Here is an 18880-nt window from a genome sequence, read left to right on the forward strand (position 1 = left end):
AGAAAACACACACACTGGCAGCTTCTCTGCTAGGTTCTTATCCATGGCTGCACTGCCGTCCGGCCTCCCGCCGACCTTCACCACCAAGGTCGCGCGCGAACTCGGGATACACAGCCGCGACCTGTACCGATGGCGAGACGACAGCGAGGTCGTCGAGCTCTCGCGTGGGGTGTTCCGCCGCGGTGACGCACCCCCTCCGACGTATCCGGACCTCCTGGCCGTCGCGACGCGTGTTCCGGGCGGCATCGTGTGCGGCCTCTCAGCGGCGTCGCTCTTCGACCTCACTGACACGCTCGTCGCTGAGGTGCAGATCGCGGTCAGGCGCGGCACCTACACCCCGCGAATCGACTTCCCGCCGACGGAGGTTCTGCGTTTCGAGGCCGTGAAGTTCGACCTGGGCAGGACGACGATCGAGGCCGCCCCGGGTGAGCCGATCCCTGTCTACGACCCCGCACGCACGGTCGTCGACCTCATGCGCCTGCGCCACCGCTTCGGCGAGCCCATCGCCCACTCCGCTCTCCGGCGCTACATCGCCACCCCGGACGCTCGGCCCGCACAACTGCTGAAGTACGCCGCCGCGCTGGGCGTCTCCGGGCCTGTGCGTGCTGCGGTCGACGTCGCGAGCGCCCGATGACCCGGCCCACGCGGGCCACTGCGGCCGGACGCGCCTACCTCGACCTGCAGAACCGTGCCCGACGCGACAGGCGCGGCACGCAGGAGCTCCTGACCATGTACGTCGTCGAGCGTTGGCTCGCCCGCTTGGGACAGTCTCCCCACACCGGCGACTTCGTCCTCAAGGGCGGCATGCTGCTCGCGGCCTTCGGCGGACGCCGTCCGACCGTTGACGCCGACGCGCTCGCGAGGAACATGAGCGCCGACCAGGAGACGGTGACACGACGCGTCGCGGAGATCGCCTCGATCGAGCTCGACGACGGCGTCGACTACCTCGTCGACGCAGCGCGATCATCGATGATCCGCGACGACGCACTCTACTCCGGCGTCCGGGTCCTGATGCCCGCACGCATCGCCACGGCACAGATCAAGCTGCAGCTCGACATCAACTTCGGCGACCCGGTCACGCCATCCCCTCGCCCGGTCGAGATCCCCTCCCTGCGGGACGGGCTGGAGCCGGTACGCATCACGGGCTACCCGGTCGAGACGATCCTCGCGGAGAAGCTCGCGACGGCAATCGCGCTCGGCGAAGCGAACACGCGCGTCCGCGACTGGGCCGACGTCTACTCACTGACAAGCACCCAGCAGATCCGCTATGACGAGGTTCGTGCCGCTCTCGACGCGACGGCATCGTTCCGCCGAACCGTCCTCAACCCGCTGTCCTCGGAGATGGGGGGCCTCGTCAGGGCGCGGCAGGGGGCGTACCGCGCATACCGCCGACAGCTGGGTCCCGCGGGGGCGCGGCTCCCCGAAGCCTTCGATGACGTCGTCACTGCCGTCATCGCTTTCGCGGACCCCGTCATCGACCGGTCCGCCGCCCACCACAGGTGGAACCCCACCGCACGGACCTGGGAAGAGGAGTGACCCGCGGGCGACGTGACCCGCACCGAGAGCCCCGCACCTGCCTGGCGCTGTCCGACCTGACGATGCGGCGCGACGCCGTCACCATGACGGTCCGCGGCCGGCACCCGCACCCACCAGGCCTACGGCTCGAGCCTCACCGCCACCCTGTGCGGCGCTGGCGACAGCCGGTCCCGCACGACGGCGACGTCACTTCACCGCGCCGCCGAGCGCGCCGGCGGCGATGTACCGCTGGGCGAGTACGAGCAGGACGACCGCGGGGATCGAGGAGATGACCGCGCTGGCCATGACCGGGCCCCAGCTCTGCACGTTGCCCTGCAGGTAGTCGTAGATGCCGAGCGTGATGGGCTTGATGTCGGCGCCGGTGGTCAGCGTGAGGCCGAACATGAAGTCGCTCCACGCGAACAGGAAGCTGAACAGGCCGGCCGTGATGAGCGAGTTCCGGCTCACCGGCACGATGATCGACCAGAAGGCCCGGAAGTGGCCGGCGCCGTCGACCCGCGCCGCCTCGGTGAGCGCGGGCGGGATGGACCGCATGAACGCGCTCATGATGAGGATCGCGAACGGGATGCCGTGGGTCGCGTTGGCCAGGATCAGACCGGCGTAGGTGTTGAGCAGGCCCAGGTCGTTGAACAGCGTGTAGAGCGAGTTCGCGATGACGATGCCCGGGATCATCTGCGCCAGCAGCAGCACGAAGAGGAAGATCCCCATGCCACGCAGCCGGAACCGCGCCAGCGCGTAGGCGGCCGGGGTGGCCACGGCGAGGGAGACCGCGACGGCCCCCAGCGCGACGATCATGCTCGTGACGAGGTTGCCGGTCTGGTCCTCCCATGCCCGGCGGTAGCCGTCGAACGTGATGTCGGTCGGGAAGAACGAGCTGTTCGCCGCTGTGCCGCCGCCCTGGAGGGACACGTTGACCATCCAGTAGACGGGGAACAGCATGAGCGCGAGGAGCACGATCCCGACGATCGTGGACCGCAGCTGTCGGACGTCGGTCTTCTGCAACACGAGAGAACCTCACTCATCCACGGCGCGCCGGTTGACGCGCAGGTACACGACGGCGAACACCAGCGACACCACGATGAGGATGTTGCTGACGGCCGCGCCGGTGCCGAAGGAGAACTCCTGGAACGAGCGCCGATAGGAGTCCGTGGCCAGGGTCTGGGTGGCGTTGGCCGGTCCTCCGCCGGTCAGTCCCAGGATGATGTCGAGCACCTTGAGCGTGTAGATCACCCCGAGGACGAGCACGACGCTGACGACGGGGCGCAGGTTCGGCCAGGTGATGTGCCAGAACGCCCTCGCCCCGGTGGCGCCGTCGAGCGCGCCGGCCTCGTAGAGCTCGTCGGGGATGTTCTGCAGGCCCGAGTACAGCAGCGTCATGTTGAACGGGATGCCGATCCAGACGTTGACGATGATCACCGCGACGAGCGCCACGTCCGGGCTGGTGAGCCAGTGCACCGGCGCGATCCCGATCGTGCCCAGCGCCTCGTTGAGGATGCCGCCGTCCTGGTCGAGGATCCACTTCCAGACCGCCGTCCCCGCGATCATGGGCAGCAGCCACGGAAGGAGCAGCAGCGAGCGCAGGACGTTGCCCAACGGGAAGCGGCGCTTGAAGAACAGGGCGAAGAGCAGGCCGATGACGAACTGGCCGAGGATCGAGCCCACGGTGAACAGCGCGGTGTTCAGCACGGTGGTGCGGAACAGGCTGCTCGAGACGACCTCGGCGTAGTTGGCGAGCCCGACCCACGGCGCCTCCCCCGAGACGAAGGTCCGCACCGTGTAGTCCTGCGAGCCCATCGCCAGGTTCTTGACGATCGGGTACCCGAAGAACACGAGGACGTACGCGATCGCCGGGACGAGGAACATCCACTGGGCGGTGCGCTCACGTGTCCGGGCGCGGCGGCGTCGCCGGCCTGCGCCGTAGCCGGGTGCGGCAGCGGCGCGCGCGGACCCGGCGGCAAGGGTGGTGGTGGTCATCGTCCGTCCTTCCTCGGTGACGACGAGAGGCACGACATCGGTGTGCGCATCAGTCCCGCGCCGCCCGCTCGAGCGCGGCAGCGGGTGCCTCGCTCCCGGTCAGCGCGAGCTGCTGCGCGGTGTAGATCTGGGTGGCGGCGCGCGGCCAGTCGGGGCCGAGCAGCGCGGTCCGGGACCGGGCGGTCTGCACCGTGTCGACGAAGGCCGCGACGACGGGGTTGGCCTCGGCGGCCTCGGCGGCGACCTGCGGGTCCGAGGGCACGGCACCGCGACCGGTCGCCATGGTCAGCTGGTTCTCTCCGCGCGTCACGCAGGCGACGAACTCCCCCGCCTTGGCCATCTTGTCCGGGTTCCCGGTGCGCGGGACGGTGAATGCCTCGCCGCCGAGCGGCGCCTCGAGCGTGTCGCCCGCCTGCGGCACGGGCAGCGGGAGGGCGGCGTAGTCGAGGCCGTCGGCGGCCTCGAGCGCGGGCATGTTCCACGGGCCGTTGACCATCATCGCGGCCTTGCCGGCGATGAACTGGTCGTTCACGTCGTTCTGGGACCAGTTGACGACGCTCGACGACGCGGAGCCGTCCTGCACGAGGCCGTCGACGAAGGAGAGCGCCTCGACGGCCTCCGGCGACGTGAGGTCGTCCTCGTCCGCCCCGTTGCTCCACAGGTACGGCAGGAACTGCCACGTGCCCTCGAACGTGTTGGCCGCGCTGAAGGCGATGCCGTACCGGTCACCGGTGGTCAGCGCCGCGGCGGCGTCGCGGAGGTCGTCCCACGTGGTGGGCGGCTCGATCCCGGCCTCGGCGAGGGCGTCGACGTCGTAGAACAGCCCGATCGTGTTGACGACGGGAGCGATACCGTACAGGTCGCCGTCGTAGGTCCCGGCGTCGACGACGCCCTGGGGGAACCCGTCGCCGGTGATGCCGTAGTCGGTCAGGGGGCTGAGCGCCCCGGAGGACGCGATCTGCTGGACGTCGGGGTTGTCGAGCATGAGGACGTCGGGCAGCGTGTCGGACGACGCCTGCTGCAGGACGGTCGCGATGAGGCCGGAGCCCGCGACGTGGTTGGCCTGCACCGTCATGCCGACCTCGGCGGCGCAGACGTCGTAGACCTCCTGGTAGACCGGCGCGCTGGTGTCCGACAGCGTGTCGGTCACGACCAGCGTGCCCTCGTCCGTACGGGCACCACCGCTGCAGGCGGACAGGCCGAGGACGACGGCGGCGGCCGACGCCGCGCCGACGGCGGTGTGGGTTCGTCGCACTGTCGTAGCTCCTTCGCTCGAATCACGTGACGGTGAGGCTAGGCAGGCGTCCGCCAGGTTGTCAAAGCGCTTTACCGCACTCCCCGCGGTGTGTGATCATCGACCCGCACCACCCGTTCCCGAGCCCGAGGAGTCCCCTTGGTGACCATGCAGGACGTGGCCGACCACGCCGGCGTGTCCCTCACGACGGTGTCGTTCGTCGTCAACGGGACCAAGCGGGTCGCCCCGGCGACGCGCACGCGCGTCGAGGAGGCGATGGCCGACCTCGGGTACCGCCGCAACGTGCTCGCCCGGGCGCTGGCCAGCCGTCGCAGCCACATCGTGGCGCTCGTGTTCCCGGCCCTGCGGCACCGGCTGGGCGGCACCGCGCTGAGCATCGTCACCGCCGCGGCGAGCGCGGCCACGGCGCGCGGCTTCAACGTCGTGCTCTGGCCCGTCGACGACACCGCCCAGCTCGACGACTACCTCTCCGGAGGCCTCGTCGACGGGGTGCTGCTCATGGAGGTCACCGCCGACGACCCACGCATCGCCCTCCTCACCGAGCGGCAGGTCCCCTTCGGCCTCATCGGGCGTACCGACGACACCACCGGGCTGTCGTTCGTCGACATGGACTTCGCCGGCATGGTGACCGCCGGGCTCGACCACCTCACGGGCCTGGGGCACCGCCGGGTCGCCCTGTTCGTGGGCGATCTCGACGACGCCTGGTCGGGCTACGGCCCCGTCGTCCGCACCGAGCAGGCCTACGTGGCCGAGGCGGCACGGCGCGGCCTCGACCCCGTCGTCGTCCGCGGCGGGCAGGACCCCCGCGCCGGCCGGCGCACGGCGACGGCGCTCGTCACGGACCGCCCCGACGTCACAGCCGTCCTCGCTCTCAACGAGGGCGCGCTGTCCGGGTTCGTCAACGGGCTCACCGCCGCCGGCCGCGCCGTCCCGGACGACGTCTCCGTCCTCGCCCTCGCGACGTCGGCGACGGACGTCGCGACCGCTGACCCGGCGGTCAGCGCCGTCGTGGCGCCCGGCACGGAGCTCGGCACGCGCAGCGTCCAGTCGCTGGTCGACCGGCTCGCCGACCCCGGGTCGCCGCCCGCGCACGACCTCCTGCCCGGCACCCTCGAGCTCGTCGGGTCCACCGCCGCCCCGCGCTGACACCCGCCCGAACCGCTTCGTCCGCACCACCACCGGAAGGCCCCTCCCCCATGAAGTTCACCGACGGTTTCTGGCACGCCCGCCCGGGCGTCGCGATCCACTACGCCCGCGAGGTGGACCGGGTCGCCGCCGACGGAGCGAGCCTGCGCTCCGTCGCGCCGACGAAGGTGGTGCGGCACCGTGGGGACACCCTGAACACCCCGGTCCTCACGACGACGGTGACCTCGCCCGCGGAGAACGTCGTGCGGGTGCGGCACGTCCACCACAAGGGCCGCGCCGAGCCGCGCCGCTTCGAGCTCGACACGGCCGACGGCGTCGGCGAGTCGACGGTGGTCGACGGCGAGGGCACCCTCACCACGGGCGACCTGTCGGTCCGGCTGTCCGTCGGCAAGTCCTGGGAGCTGTCGTTCCACGCCGCCGGCCGGCGTCTCACCGGGTCGAGCGGCAAGTCGGCCGCCTGGGCCGACGTCGCTCCCGGGGCCGCCGTCGACCACGGGCCGATCGAGCTGCAGCGGGAGGGCCGCACCAGCTACGTGTTCGACCAGCTCGACCTCGGCGTAGGTGAGCTCGTCTACGGCCTGGGCGAGCGGTTCGGCCCGGTGGTGAAGAACGGCCAGACCGTCGACATCTGGAACTACGACGGCGGCACGTCCAGCGAGCAGGCGTACAAGAACGTGCCGTTCTACCTCACCACCGGCGGCTACGGCGTCTTCGTCAACGACCCGGGGCACGTCTCCTTCGAGGTGGGCTCCGAGGCCGTCGAACGCGTGCAGTTCTCGGTGCTCGGCGAGGCGCTGGACTACTTCGTGGTGTACGGACCCGACCCGAAGACGATCCTCGAGCGCTACACCGCCCTGACCGGCCGGCCGGCGCAGGTCCCGGCGTGGTCCTACGGCCTGTGGCTGTCCACGAGCTTCACCACGGACTACGACGAGGCCACGGTGAACTCGTTCATCGACGGCATGGCGGAGCGCGGCATCCCGCTGAGCCTGTTCCACTTCGACTGCTTCTGGATGCGCGAGTTCAACTGGTGCGACTTCGAGTGGGACGCCCGCACCTTCCCGGACCCGGAGGGCATGCTCGCCCGACTGCACGACCGGGACCTGCGGGTGTGCGTCTGGATCAACCCGTACATCGCCCAGGCCTCGCCGCTGTTCGACGAGGGCATGGCCGCGGGATACCTGGTCAAGCGCCGCGACGGCTCCGTGTGGCAGTGGGACCGCTGGCAGGCCGGCATGGGGCTGGTCGACTTCACCAACCCGGACGCGACCGCCTGGTACAAGGACAAGCTCCGGACGCTGGTGCGTCAGGGCGTGGACGCGTTCAAGACGGACTTCGGCGAGCGCATCCCGGTCGACGTCGAGTACTTCGACGGCTCCGACCCGGAGCGCATGCACAACTACTACACCCACCTGTACAACGAGGCCGTGCACGAGGTGCTGGCCGAGGAGCGTGGCCCCGGCGAGGCCGTCCTGTTCGCCCGGTCCGCGACGGCGGGCGGTCAGCAGTTCCCCGTGCACTGGGGCGGCGACTCGACCGCGTCGTACGTGTCGATGGCGGAGTCTCTGCGCGGCGGGTTGTCGCTCGCGTACAGCGGGTTCGGCTACTGGAGCCACGACATCGGCGGCTTCGAGATGACGCCCGACGCCGGCGTCTTCAAGCGCTGGACGGCGTTCGGCCTGTTCTCCAGCCACAGCCGCATGCACGGCAGCGGGTCGTACCGGGTGCCGTGGATGTTCGGCGAGGACGAGTCCGACCCCACCAGCGCCGTCGCCGTGACGCGCACGTTCGCGCGGTTCAAGAACCGGCTGGCCCCGTACCTGGTCGCCACCGGGCGCGAGGCGCACCGCGCTGGTACCCCGATGATGCGCCCCATGCTCCTGGAGTTCCCGCAGGACCCCTCGGTGCCGCACCTGGACCGGCAGTACATGCTCGGGCCCGACCTCCTGGTCGCGCCCGTGTTCAACGCCGAGGGCGACGTGGACCTCTACCTCCCCGACGGAGAGTGGGCCGGCCTGCTCACCGGCGAGCGCGTCACCGGTGGGCGCTGGGTGCGGGAGAACCACGACTTCGACTCCCTGCCCGTCTACGTGCGACCCGGGGGCGTGATCCCCCTGAGCGCGCACGAGGAGCGCCCCGACGCCGACCATCTCGACGGGCTCACGCTGCTCGTGAACCCGGGCGGCGACGGCTGGTCGCGGACCGTCGAGGTGCGCGGCACGGACGGCGCCGACGTCGTGTTCACGGTGCGGCAGGACGACGGCGACGTCGTCGTCACCTCCTCGCTGGACACCGGCTGGTCGGTCGAGGTCGTGGGCGGCGAGAGTGCCGAGGCCTCCGCGGGCACGGCCCGGGTGCCTGCATGAGCGGCTCCGTACCCGGCGTCGCGGTGAGCGTCGCGCGTCCGGGACCGGACTGGCTGCCCGACGCCGTCGCGGCGGCCGGCGCGCGGCTGGTCGCGCCGGGGCCGGAGACGGAGGGCCTGCTCTGGTTCGGCGGCGACCTCACCGACCTGCGGGCGGCACTGGAGTCCGCGCCCGGCACCCGCTGGGTCCAGCTCCCGTCGGCCGGGGTCGACGCCTACGACGACGGGGGGATGTTCACGGCGGACGGGATCACCTGGACGTCCGCCAAGGGCGCGTTCTCGCGCCCCGTGGCCGAGCACGCCCTCGCCCTCACGCTGGCGACGCTCCGGCACCTGCCGGGGCGTGCCCGCGCCCGGTCCTGGGGCGAGCCCGCGGGCACGTCCCTGTTCGGGGCCGACGTGCTCGTCCTCGGCGCCGGCGGTATCGCCCGGACGTTCCTCGATCTCCTCGCGCCGTTCGGCACCCGCAACGTCGTGGTCCGCCGTCGGGCCGCGCCGGTGCCCGGCGCCGACCGGACCGTCACCACGGAGCACCTGCGCGACGAGCTCGCCCAGGCCGAGGTCGTCGTGGTCGCCGCCGCGCTCACGACGCAGACCCGCGCGCTGCTGGGCGCCGCCGAGCTGGGCGCCATGAGACCCGGCGCCGTGCTCGTCAACATCGCGCGCGGCGGGCTCGTCGACACCGACGCGCTCGTCGACGCTCTCCGCTCCGGGCACCTGGGCGGGGCCGCGCTCGACGTCACGGACCCGGAGCCCCTGCCCGACGGGCACCCGCTGTGGGCCCTGCCGACGGCGCTCGTGACGCCCCACACCGCCGACACCCGCGAGATGATCGAGCCGCTGCTGCGTGCCCGGGTCGAGGAGAACCTCCGCCGGTTCGTCGCCGGCGAGAGCCTGTCGGGCGTCGTCGACCGCGACGCAGGGTACTGACCGTGACCGGCACCCGCCCCACGTCTCCCGAGCTCCGGGGCATCGTCGTCATGGGCGTCGCGGGCTGCGGCAAGTCGACCGTCGGCAGCCTCCTGGCGGCGCGCCTGGGCCTGCGGTTCGTCGACGCCGACGACCTGCACCCGCCCGCCAACGTCGCGAAGATGTCGGCGGGGACTCCCCTGACCGACGACGACCGCAGGCCCTGGCTCGCCCGCGTCGGCGACACCCTGGGCACAGGGGCCGACGCCGGGGCGCGCGTCGTCGTCGCCTGCTCGGCGCTACGCCGGTCCTACCGCGACGCGCTGCGGGACCGGGCGGGCGGCGACGTCGCGTTCGTTCACCTGGACGGCGAACGCGACCTGCTTGCCCGGCGGATCGCCGCACGCCCCGGCCACTTCATGCCACCGGCACTCCTGGACTCCCAGCTCGCCACGCTGGAGTCCCTGGGCCGCGACGAGACCGGCCTGCTGGTCGACGTCGGCCCGCCCCCGGACCGCGCCGTGGACCTCGTCACCAGTTGGCTCGCTCTCCCTACCGACCCGGCGTAGCCACCCCGATACGGCGAGGCCCGGACCGGCGAGAACTCGCAGGTCCGGGCCTCCTACCGCACGTCGGTGCTGTCCGGCGGCGTCCGGTGGATCACAAGTTGATCATGTGCCCCACGATGCCGTGGATGGACTCCTGCACGGACTCGGAGAGCGTCGGGTGGGTGTGCACGTTGCGGGCGACCTCGTCGGCGGTGAGGTCCCACTTCTGCGCCAGGGTGAGCTCGGGCAGCATCTCGGAGACGTCGGGGCCGATCATGTGGGCGCCGAGGAGCTCGTTGTACTTGGCGTCGGCGACGATCTTGACGAAGCCGGCGGTGTCGCCGAGGCCGTGGGCCTTGCCGTTGGCCATGGTCGGGAAGCTGGCGACCTTGACGTCGTAGCCCTCGTCCTTGGCCTGCGCCTCGGTGAGGCCGAACGACGCGACCTGCGGGGAGCAGAACGTGGCGCGCGGCATCATGCGGTAGTCGCCGAGGGTCATGGTCTCGGCGCCGGCGATGGTCTCGGACGCGACGACGCCCTGGGCCTCGGCGACGTGCGCGAGCATGAGCTTGGCGGTGACGTCGCCGATGGCGAAGATGTGCGGCACGTTGGTGCGCATGTGGTCGTCGATGGCGATGGCGCCGCGCTCGGTGAGCTGCACGCCGGTGTTCTCCAGGCCGAAGCCCTCGACGTTCGGCGCGAAGCCGACGGCGGACAGCACCTTGTCGACGACGAGCTCGCCGGGCTTGTCGTCCTTGACGCCCTTGTACGACACGGTGACGGACGAGCCGTTGTCCTTGACGGTCTGCACGGCTGTGGAGGTGAGGACCTTGATGCCGAGCTTCTTGTACTGCTTGGCGATCTCCTTGGAGACGTCCGCGTCCTCGTTCGGCAGGGCGCGGTCGAGGAACTCGATGATGGTGACGTCCACGCCGTAGTTCTTCATGACGTAGGCGAACTCCATGCCGATGGCGCCGGCACCGATGATGCCGATCGACTTGGGCAGCTCGCGCGTCATGATCTGCTTCTCGTAGGTCACGACGTTGTCGGACAGCTCGACGCCCGGCAGCAGCTTGACCTGCGAACCGGTCGCGATGATGACGTTGTCGAACGTCACCGTCTCGGTGCCGCCCTTGTTGAGAGCCACCTCGATGGTGTTCGCGTCGCGGAACGTGCCGCGGCCGTCGAACTCGGTGATCTTGTTCTTCTTCATGAGGAAATGGACGCCCTTGACCCGGCCGTCCGCGACCTCGCGGGACCGGTCGAACGCCTTGCCGAAGTCGAACGTCACGTCACCGGACATGCCGAAGAGGTCGGCCTGGTGGGTGAAGAGGTGCGACAGCTCCGCGTTGCGCAGGAGGGCCTTCGAGGGGATGCAGCCGACGTTGAGGCAGACACCACCCCAGTACTTCTCCTCGATGATGGCGACGGACTTGCCGAGCTGGGCCGCGCGGATCGCGGCGACGTAGCCGCCGGGGCCAGCTCCGAGGAGGACGACGTCGTAGTGGGAAGCCATGGCCCCCAGCCTATTCGTGCTGTCGAACCACTGTGTTGTGAGTTCGGTCGCACGACGGCGGCCGGACGGCCGCCGTCACGCCCTCCGCTGGTCAGCGGACGCTGTCGACGCCCTGGTTCGCGAGGGCGTCCGCGCGCTCGTTGCCGGGGTCGCCGGCATGACCCTTGACCCACACCCAGTGCACCTCGTGCCGGGCGACCTCGGCGTCCAGCGCCTGCCACAGGTCGACGTTCTTCACGGGCTTCTTCGCCGCCGTCTGCCAGCCGTTGCGCTTCCACCCCGCGACCCAGGACTTCATGCCGTTCATGACGTACTGGGAGTCCACGTGCAACGTGACGTCGCTAGGGCCCTTGAGGGCGCGCAGCGCCTCGACGACGGCGGTCAGCTCCATGCGGTTGTTCGTGGTGATCTTCTCACCGCCGTACAGCTCCTTGGTGTACTCACCGGAGCGCAGCAGCGCACCCCACCCGCCGATGCCGGGGTTGCCCTTGCACGCGCCGTCGGTCCAGATCTCGACGACGGGCGCGGCCTCGGGGGCGCGGACGCCGGCGGCGTCGCCCTCGGGCAGTGCGGCGGACGGCGGGACGACGGACTCGCGGGGGCTCTCGGTGGCGGGCACGCGGCCACCTTACGAGAACCGCGGCCCTCCCGGGCCGAGGACCCGTGGCCGAGGACCTGTGTGGGTGGCGCCACGTACCGTCGAACGCGGTGTCAGGAGACCGGTCGACGGGAGGACGAGGGCGATGAGGTTCGGGTTCATCGGCAGCTACGGCACGCCGGCGGAGCACGTGCGGCTGGCGCGCGAGTGCGAGGAGCACGGCTGGGACGGCTTCTTCACGTGGGACGGGGTGAGCCTCGACGCGGAAGGCTTCGACGCGCACCCCACCTGGGACCCGTTCTCGCTGCTGGCCGCGGCCGCGGCCGTCACGGAGCGGATCTCGCTCGGCGCGATGGTGTTCGCCGTGCCGCGCCGCCGCCCCTGGGAGCTCGCGCAGCAGGCGCTGACGATCGACCACCTGTCGGGTGGCCGGCTCGTGCTGCCCGTCGGCGTGGGCGTGGACATCGACCGCGCCTTCACCTCGGTCGGGGGGCAGCCCCGGACGCTGCGCGACCGTGCGCGGGCCATGGACGAGGTGCTCGCCTGGCTGGAGCGGTCCTGGTCCGGCGCGCCGTTCGAGCACGACGGCGAGCACGTGCGCACCGGCACGTTCCAGCTCCCGCAGCCGCCGGTGAACGGCCGGATCCCCGTGTGGCCGGTCGCGGTGTGGGACGCCGAGCGGCCACCTCGCCGCAGCCTCGACCGGGCGCTGCGGTGGGACGGCATCGTGCCACAGGTGCGCGGCGAGTCGCCCGAGGACGCCGAGGCCGGTCCGGACGCCGTCCGCGACCTCGTCGCATGGATCGCCGAGCAGCGCGGCACCGACGGGGCCGGGAAGCCGTTCGACGTCGTCGTCCAGGGCCGCCTCGACGCCGACCCCGCCGTCGCGGCGGAGCAGGCGCGCACGATGGCGGACGCCGGCGCCACCTGGTGGCTCGAGTCCTGGTGGGACCCGACGAACGTCACCGCCGACTTCCTGCTGGAGCGCGTGCGCCAGGGCCCGCCACCAGCCTGATCGACGAGCGAGGGTGCTGAGGCTTCTCCGCGCGGTCGCGCTCACGGGCGCTGCGCGCCCTGCGCTTCCCGTCTGACGACCGCGCGGAGAAGCCTCAGCACCCTTTTCGGCACGGTCCGGACGATGCGTAGAGCGCGACGGGGTGCTTCCGCGCGGGCATCAGTCCCGTCCTTGGGTCCCACGCGACCGGCCGAGCAACGGGAAGAGCGGGGCGGGGTGTTCCCGCCCCGCTCGTGACGCCGAGAGCGCCAAGAGCCCGAGAGTCAGCCGACCGGCCGCGCGGGCTCCACGGGCACGCTCGGCAGGTGCTTCGCGGGCAGCGTCTTGGGCCGCCACGACGCGCGCGTGGCCTCGAACGCGGTGATGTCGCCCTCGTTCTGCAGGGTGAGGCTGATGTCGTCCAGCCCCTCCATGAGGCGCCAGCGCGTGTAGTCGTCGATCTGGAACGGCACGGTGACGTCGTCGGCGTGCACGGTCCGCGCCTCGAGGTCCACGGTCACCTCGGTGCCGGGCTTGGCCTCGAGGATCTTCCACAGCAGCTCGATGTCCTCCTGGGACACGAGGCCGGCGACGAGGCCCTCCTTGCCGGAGTTCCCGCGGAAGATGTCCGCGAACCGGGAGGCGAGCACGACCTTGAAGCCGTAGTCCTTGAGCGCCCAGACGGCGTGCTGGCGCGAGGAGCCGGTGCCGAAGTCCGGCCCGGCGACGAGCACGGAGCCGGTCTTGTACGCGTCCTGGTTGAGCACGAACGACGGGTCGCCGCGCCAGGCCGCGAACAGCGCGTCCTCGAACCCGGTGCGGGTGACCCGCTTGAGGTACACGGCGGGGATGATCTGGTCGGTGTCGACGTTGCTGCGGCGCAGCGGCACCCCGACGCCCGTGTGGGTGGTGAACTTCTCCATGATGGTCTCCTGGGAGCTTTCCGGACGTGCGGGGGTCAGACGAGCGACGGCTCGGCGAGCGGGGCCAGCGGCGTGCCGTCGAACGTCGTGAGGTCGACGTCGCCGGCGATGTCGAGGTCCGCGACCGACGAGAGGGTGCCGCGCACGGCCGTGGCCGCGGCGACGAGCGGCGAGACCAGGTGGGTGCGCCCACCCTTGCCCTGCCGGCCCTCGAAGTTGCGGTTCGACGTCGACGCCGCCCGCTCCCCCGGCGCCAGCTGGTCCGGGTTCATGCCGAGGCACATCGAACACCCGGCGTTGCGCCACTCGGCGCCGAAGTCCTTGAAGATGACGTCCAGGCCCTCGGCCTCGGCCTGCAGGCGCACGCGCGCGGACGCCGGCACGACGAGCACGCGGACGCCGTCGGCCTTCTTGCGGCCCTGCAGCACCTTGGCCACGGAGCGCAGGTCCTCGATGCGGCCGTTCGTGCATGACCCGATGAACACCGTGTCGACGGGGATCTCCCGCAGCGGCGTCCCGGCCTCGAGGCCCATGTACTCCAGGGCCCGCTCGGCCGCGACGCGGTCGCCCTCGTCGGCGATCTCGGACGGCACCGGCACGGACGCCGACAGCGGCAGACCCTGGCCGGGGTTGGTGCCCCACGTGACGAACGGCTCGAGGTCCGCCGCCTCGAGGACGACCTCGGCGTCGAACTCGGCGTCGTCGTCGCTGCGCAGCGTCTTCCAGTACTCGACGGCGGCGTCCCAGTCCTCGCCCTCGGGCGCGTGCGGACGCCCCTTCAGGTACTCGAAGGTCGTCTCGTCGGGCGCGATCATGCCGGCGCGCGCACCGGCCTCGATCGACATGTTGCAGATGGTCATCCGCGCCTCCATGGAGAGCTTGCGGATGGCCTCGCCGCGGTACTCGAGCACATAGCCCTGCCCGCCGCCGGTGCCGATCTTGGCGATGATCGCCAGGATGATGTCCTTGCTGGTGGCGCCGGGCGGCAGCTCGCCGTTGACGGTGATCGCCATCGTCTTGAACGGGGAGAGGGGCAGGGTCTGCGTCGCCATGACGTGCTCGACCTCGGACGTGCCGATGCCGAACGCCAGCGCGCCGAACGCACCGTGCGTGGAGGTGTGCGAGTCGCCGCAGACGACCGTCAGGCCCGGCATCGTCAGGCCGAGCTGCGGGCCCACCTGGTGCACGATGCCCTGGTCCGCGTCGCCGAGCGAGTGGATGCGCACGCCGAACTCGCGCGCGTTGTTGCGCAGCGTGTCGATCTGCGTGCGGCTGGTCAGGTCCGCGATCGGCAGGTCGATGTCGAGCGTGGGAGTGTTGTGGTCCTCGGTGGCGATCGTCAGGTCGGGGCGACGGACGGGGCGGCCTGCCAGCCGCAGCCCCTCGAAGGCCTGAGGGCTCGTCACCTCGTGGATGAGGTGCAGATCGATGTAGAGAAGATCGGGCGACCCGCCGCTGCCGCGGCGCACCAGGTGCGCCTCCCAGACCTTCTCCGCCAGCGTGCCGGCCATGATGTGCTCCTCGTCCGCCGCCTCGTCAGCGGCTGTGATGGTGACCGCGTCGTGCGCGCGTCGTGGGGGTTCTTCGGGGAGTTCGACCCCTGAGATGCCGTTGCCGACTTGCAATCTCAGTGGGCGAGACGTCAGTATCGACCTATGGACGATACTAGCGGAGTCGGCGTACTGGACAAGGCCGCGTCCGTGCTGGGCGCCCTGGAGGCCGGTCCGGCCACCCTGGCGCAGCTGGTCTCCTCGACCGGACTCGCACGGCCGACGGCCCACCGGCTGGCCGTGGCGCTCGAGCACCACCGGCTCGTCGCGCGTGACATGCAGGGGCGGTTCGTGCTCGGACCACGCCTCAACGAGCTCGCCACGGCTGCGGGCGAGGACCGGCTGCTCGCCGCGGCGAACCCGGTGCTCACCGCGCTGCGCGACCACACCGGCGAGAGCGCGCAGCTCTACCGCCGCCAGGGCGACCACCGCGTGTGCGTCGCCGCCGCCGAACGGCCCGTGGGGCTGCGCGACTCGATCCCCGTGGGCGCGACCCTCACCATGCACGCGGGCTCGGCCGCGCAGGTGCTGCTCGCCTGGGAGGAGCCGGACCGGCTGCACCGCGGCCTGCGCGACGCCGTCTTCACGGCCACGATCCTGTCCGGCGTGCGCCGCCGGGGCTGGGCCCAGTCGGTGTCCGAGCGCGAGCTCGGTGTCGCCTCGGTCTCCGCGCCTGTGCGGGGCCCCTCGGGCCGCGTGGTCGCGTCCGTGTCCGTCTCCGGCCCCGTGGAGCGCCTCTCGCGCCAGCCCGGCCGCCTCCACTCGGCCGCCGTCGTCGCGGCCGCCAACCGCCTCACCGAGGTGCTCCGCCGAGCCGGGGAGTAGCCGTTCGCGATGGTCCGACGCCCGGCGCGCCGCCCAGCCCGTGGCGGCGCGCCGGGCGTTCGACTGTCCGGGTTGCCCCGCTTTCGTTATTGTCCAGGTGACGTGGCAATTCAGCCCACAACCGAGAGGCGTGAGGACCGATGCCTGCCAAGGCCAAGACCCTCCTGATCTGGATCGTGGTCATCTTCCTGATCTACGCGGTCGTGACCAACCCGGACGCGGCCGCGAACATCGTGGAGGCCATCTGGGAGTTCATCCTCAGCGCCTTCACCGGCTTCGGTCAGTTCTTCGCCAACCTGGCGTCCTGAGCAGGCGGAGGCCGACGATGGACTCCGTCCAGGACCGCGCTGACGCGGCCGCCCGAAGCCACCGCCAGCTCCAGCGCTACGTGCTGCCCGCCGAACGGTTCGTGGTGGCGACCCGGCGGCACTGGGCACGCCTGCTCGAACCCATCGCAACGACGTTCGCCGCCTTCCTGGTGGTCGGCGGGATCGTCATGTCCACGCCCATCGAGGTGCGCGGCACCATCAGCTGGCTGTGGCTCGCCTGGATCGTCGTGGCGGTGCGCTTCGTGTGGCGCTGGCTCGAGTGGTACAATGAGTGGTTCATCGCCACGGACAAGCGCCTGCTGCTCCTCTACGGCCTGGTCGTGCACCGGGTGGCGATGATGCCGCTGGCGAAGGTCACCGACATGGGCTACTCGCGCAGCGTCTTCGGCCAGATGGTCGGTTACGGCCGCTTCGACCTGGAGTCGGCGGGCCAGGACCAGGCGCTGAGCACCATCAACTTCGTCCCCGACCCGGACGCCACGTACCGCACCCTGTGCGACACGATCTTCGGCTTCGGCCCGCCTCCGGCGGACGCCGCCGAGGACCCGCCGATGCCGCCCTCGGTGATCCCGGTCGACTCGCAGGGGCCGGACGACGCCGGTCAGGAGCCACGTCCCACCACCCAGCCGATCGAGATCCAGCCCGGCACGCCGGCGCCGCGCGCGGACGGCCGCGACCCGCGGTTCACCCGCCCGGGCAACGACGAGCCGCCCGAGTCGAGCCCGGGCGGGGTCACCATCCCCAAGCCGTTCTTCTGAGCCCACCGGCACGAGGACGCCCGCCCTCCGGATTCCGGACGGCGGGCGTCCTTCTACCGCCGCGCGGTGGCCGGTGCCCCTCCCCGGCGTCACCGCGGCGCACGCACTGCCGGAGCACCCCGTGAACGACGAAGGCCCGGTCCTGACGGACCGGGCCTTCGAGCGACGTACCCCCAGCGGGATTTGAACCCGCGTTACCGCCGTGAGAGGGCGGCGTCCTAGGCCGCTAGACGATGGGGGCCAGAACGTGGCTCTGCCGCGCGGGCAGAGCCTGTGCGACCACCGGCGAGCCGGTGGATGCGTACCCCCAACGGGATTTGAACCCGTGTTACCGCCGTGAGAGGGCGGCGTCCTAGGCCGCTAGACGATGGGGGCCTATGACACGAACAGCTCATGCTGCGCGTTGCCGGTGAGAACTCTAGCGCACCGCCCGGGTCCTTCCGGACACCGAACCGGCTCACGCTGAGCGCTGCGCTGGGGTACCAGGACTCGAACCTAGACTAAGTGAACCAGAATCACTCGTGCTGCCGATTACACCATACCCCAAGGGATCAGACCTTCCGGGCAAATCCGACCTTGGCCGGCGCGCCCGTTGAGGCCCAACGACGCAGAACATTACCGGATCAGGGCCCACCGGCCAAAACGAGACCGGGGTGCCGTCGGTCACTCCTGCCCTGGCTCCCGGACCGGCGCGCGCCGCCTCAACCGTCCGCCCGTCGCGCCCGCGCGACGGCCACGAGCCGCCTCGCCGCGGCCGACAGCGTGGCGCCGTCCCGCCACACCACGCGCAGCCGCCGGGACAGGTCCACCCCAGCTACCGGGAGAGCTGCCAGACGCCCCGCGGCGACGTCGTCGGCCACCGTGAGCGCCGACAGCACCGCGACGGCCTCCCCGTGCCGCACCGCCGTCTTGAGCGCCGCCGTCGAGCCGAACGAGGGCACGTGCCCCGGCAGACGCACGCCCGCTCCCGTGAGCGCCGCCTCCAGGATCTCGCGGGTGCCGGACCCGGCCTCGCGGAGCACCAGCCGGCCAGCGGCGAGCTCGTCCGGGCGCACCGACCCGCGCCCGGCCCACGGGTGGTCCGGCGCCACGACCGCGACGAGCTCGTCGCGGGCGACCGTGCGGCTGCGCAGGCCGCGGCGCACGGTGGGGCTCTCCACGAAGCCGAGCTCCGCGCCGCCGTCGAGCACCAGCGTCATCACCTCCCGGGAGTTGCGGACCATCAGGTCCACGTCCGCGCGCCGCTCCCCCGCCGCGCCTCCACCGTCGGCGAGCCAGCGCGGGGCGAGGTACTCGGCGATCGTGAGGCTCGCCGCCACGCGCAGCGTGACCCCCGGGCCGGCGCGCAGGGCGGTCACGGACTCCTCGAACCGGTCGGACGCCGCCACGACCTCCCGCGCACGCTCGGCCGCCTCCCGTCCCGCGGAGGTGAGCTCCGTGCCGCGCGCGCCGCGGGCCACCAGGTCGACGCCCAGGCGGCGCTCCAGCCGGCGCAGGCCCGCCGACGCCGTGGGCTGCGACACGCCGAGGGCGCGCGCGGCGGCGCTGATGGAGCCGTGCACGTCGAGCGCCACGAGCAGCTCGAGCGCGGCCAGGGTGCTGCGTTCAGCCATAGCGGCAGTCTATGGATGGATCGGGACCTGGGCCTTCCGCG

The 18880-nt window shown here is 71.7% G+C and carries 18 protein-coding genes and 3 tRNA genes; 10 read left to right on the forward strand and 11 right to left on the reverse strand.

All coding sequences use genetic code 11. The features are described from left to right. Positions 1-43: 43 nt before the first annotated feature. Both EYB28_RS14485 and EYB28_RS14490 read left to right on the forward strand, forming a co-directional pair. Positions 44-634: a type IV toxin-antitoxin system AbiEi family antitoxin domain-containing protein gene (locus EYB28_RS14485; protein WP_166849217.1), complete on the forward strand. Its 591-nt coding sequence runs from the start codon at positions 44-46 to the stop codon at positions 632-634. Positions 635-729: 95 nt separating this feature from the next. Further along, the gene (locus tag EYB28_RS14490; RefSeq protein ID WP_240930572.1) at positions 730-1536 is read left to right on the forward strand and encodes a nucleotidyl transferase AbiEii/AbiGii toxin family protein; all 807 of its coding nucleotides are present in this window, start codon (positions 730-732) and stop codon (positions 1534-1536) included. A gap of 186 nt (positions 1537-1722) precedes the next feature. Here EYB28_RS14490 and EYB28_RS14495 read toward each other — a convergent pair whose 3' ends face one another. The 3 genes from EYB28_RS14495 to EYB28_RS14505 form a co-directional block, all read right to left on the reverse strand. Then, complete coding sequence (locus EYB28_RS14495; RefSeq protein ID WP_166852459.1) at positions 1723-2475, reverse strand: carbohydrate ABC transporter permease; 753 nt, start codon at positions 2473-2475, stop codon at positions 1723-1725. 75 nt (positions 2476-2550) lie between these two features. Next, complete coding sequence (locus EYB28_RS14500) at positions 2551-3510, reverse strand: carbohydrate ABC transporter permease (RefSeq protein WP_166849224.1); 960 nt, start codon at positions 3508-3510, stop codon at positions 2551-2553. 49 nt (positions 3511-3559) lie between these two features. After that, positions 3560-4765: a sugar ABC transporter substrate-binding protein gene (locus EYB28_RS14505; RefSeq protein ID WP_166849227.1), complete on the reverse strand. Its 1206-nt coding sequence runs from the start codon at positions 4763-4765 to the stop codon at positions 3560-3562. Between the two features lie 147 nt (positions 4766-4912). Between EYB28_RS14505 and EYB28_RS14510 the strand changes: the two genes are divergently transcribed. From EYB28_RS14510 to EYB28_RS14525, 4 genes are read left to right on the forward strand one after another with little or no spacing between them, the layout of a single operon-like run. Next, positions 4913-5911, forward strand: coding sequence for a LacI family DNA-binding transcriptional regulator (locus EYB28_RS14510; protein ID WP_240930746.1), 999 nt, complete (start codon positions 4913-4915; stop codon positions 5909-5911). 50 nt (positions 5912-5961) lie between these two features. Further along, a complete protein-coding gene (gene yicI / locus EYB28_RS14515; RefSeq protein ID WP_166849233.1) occupies positions 5962-8277 on the forward strand; it encodes an alpha-xylosidase in 2316 nt (771 codons plus the stop codon). Continuing rightward, entirely contained in the window at positions 8274-9206 is a 933-nt protein-coding gene (locus EYB28_RS14520) for a D-isomer specific 2-hydroxyacid dehydrogenase family protein (RefSeq protein ID WP_166849236.1), read from the forward strand. Before yicI ends, EYB28_RS14520 begins: the two co-directional genes overlap by 4 nt. A 2-nt stretch (positions 9207-9208) precedes the next feature. Further along, positions 9209-9754 (forward strand): gluconokinase, encoded by a 546-nt coding sequence (locus EYB28_RS14525; RefSeq protein WP_240930573.1) that lies wholly within the window; start codon positions 9209-9211, stop codon positions 9752-9754. 91 nt (positions 9755-9845) lie between these two features. Here EYB28_RS14525 and lpdA read toward each other — a convergent pair whose 3' ends face one another. After that, on the reverse strand, positions 9846-11249 hold the full coding sequence (lpdA, locus tag EYB28_RS14530) for a dihydrolipoyl dehydrogenase (protein WP_166849239.1): 1404 nt from the start codon (positions 11247-11249) through the stop codon (positions 9846-9848). 91 nt (positions 11250-11340) lie between these two features. Next, positions 11341-11817: a ribonuclease HI gene (gene rnhA, locus EYB28_RS14535; protein ID WP_166852464.1), complete on the reverse strand. Its 477-nt coding sequence runs from the start codon at positions 11815-11817 to the stop codon at positions 11341-11343. 175 nt (positions 11818-11992) lie between these two features. On the opposite strand from rnhA, the gene EYB28_RS14540 reads away from it, so the two are divergent. Continuing rightward, positions 11993-12862, forward strand: a complete 870-nt coding sequence (locus EYB28_RS14540) for an LLM class flavin-dependent oxidoreductase (RefSeq protein WP_166849242.1) — start codon at positions 11993-11995, stop codon at positions 12860-12862. Positions 12863-13125: 263 nt separating this feature from the next. Here EYB28_RS14540 and leuD read toward each other — a convergent pair whose 3' ends face one another. Both leuD and leuC read right to left on the reverse strand, forming a co-directional pair. Then, positions 13126-13764: a 3-isopropylmalate dehydratase small subunit gene (gene leuD / locus EYB28_RS14545; protein ID WP_166849245.1), complete on the reverse strand. Its 639-nt coding sequence runs from the start codon at positions 13762-13764 to the stop codon at positions 13126-13128. A gap of 35 nt (positions 13765-13799) precedes the next feature. Then, entirely contained in the window at positions 13800-15275 is a 1476-nt protein-coding gene (gene leuC, locus EYB28_RS14550; RefSeq protein ID WP_166849248.1) for a 3-isopropylmalate dehydratase large subunit, read from the reverse strand. Positions 15276-15419: 144 nt separating this feature from the next. On the opposite strand from leuC, the gene EYB28_RS14555 reads away from it, so the two are divergent. From EYB28_RS14555 to EYB28_RS14565, 3 genes are all read left to right on the forward strand, one after another. Then, on the forward strand, positions 15420-16139 hold the full coding sequence (locus tag EYB28_RS14555) for an IclR family transcriptional regulator (protein WP_166849250.1): 720 nt from the start codon (positions 15420-15422) through the stop codon (positions 16137-16139). 140 nt (positions 16140-16279) lie between these two features. Further along, positions 16280-16447, forward strand: coding sequence for a hypothetical protein (locus EYB28_RS14560; protein WP_166849253.1), 168 nt, complete (start codon positions 16280-16282; stop codon positions 16445-16447). Between the two features lie 17 nt (positions 16448-16464). Continuing rightward, positions 16465-17226, forward strand: a complete 762-nt coding sequence (locus EYB28_RS14565) for a PH domain-containing protein (RefSeq protein WP_166849256.1) — start codon at positions 16465-16467, stop codon at positions 17224-17226. A 168-nt stretch (positions 17227-17394) separates the two neighbouring features. Here the strand turns inward: EYB28_RS14565 and EYB28_RS14570 are convergent. The 4 genes from EYB28_RS14570 to EYB28_RS14585 all read right to left on the reverse strand — a co-directional run bounded on the left by EYB28_RS14570 (position 17395) and on the right by EYB28_RS14585 (position 18839). Next, positions 17395-17467, reverse strand: a tRNA-Glu gene (locus tag EYB28_RS14570). Positions 17468-17528: 61 nt separating this feature from the next. Next, positions 17529-17601: transfer RNA gene (locus EYB28_RS14575), tRNA-Glu, on the reverse strand. A gap of 99 nt (positions 17602-17700) precedes the next feature. Beyond that, positions 17701-17772, reverse strand: a tRNA-Gln gene (locus tag EYB28_RS14580). 155 nt (positions 17773-17927) lie between these two features. Then, positions 17928-18839 (reverse strand): LysR family transcriptional regulator, encoded by a 912-nt coding sequence (locus tag EYB28_RS14585; RefSeq protein ID WP_166849259.1) that lies wholly within the window; start codon positions 18837-18839, stop codon positions 17928-17930. Between the last annotated feature and the right edge of the window lie 41 nt (positions 18840-18880).

This window comes from Isoptericola sp. BMS4, assembly GCF_011634835.1.
Classification (GTDB): Bacteria; Actinomycetota; Actinomycetes; order Actinomycetales; family Cellulomonadaceae; genus Isoptericola.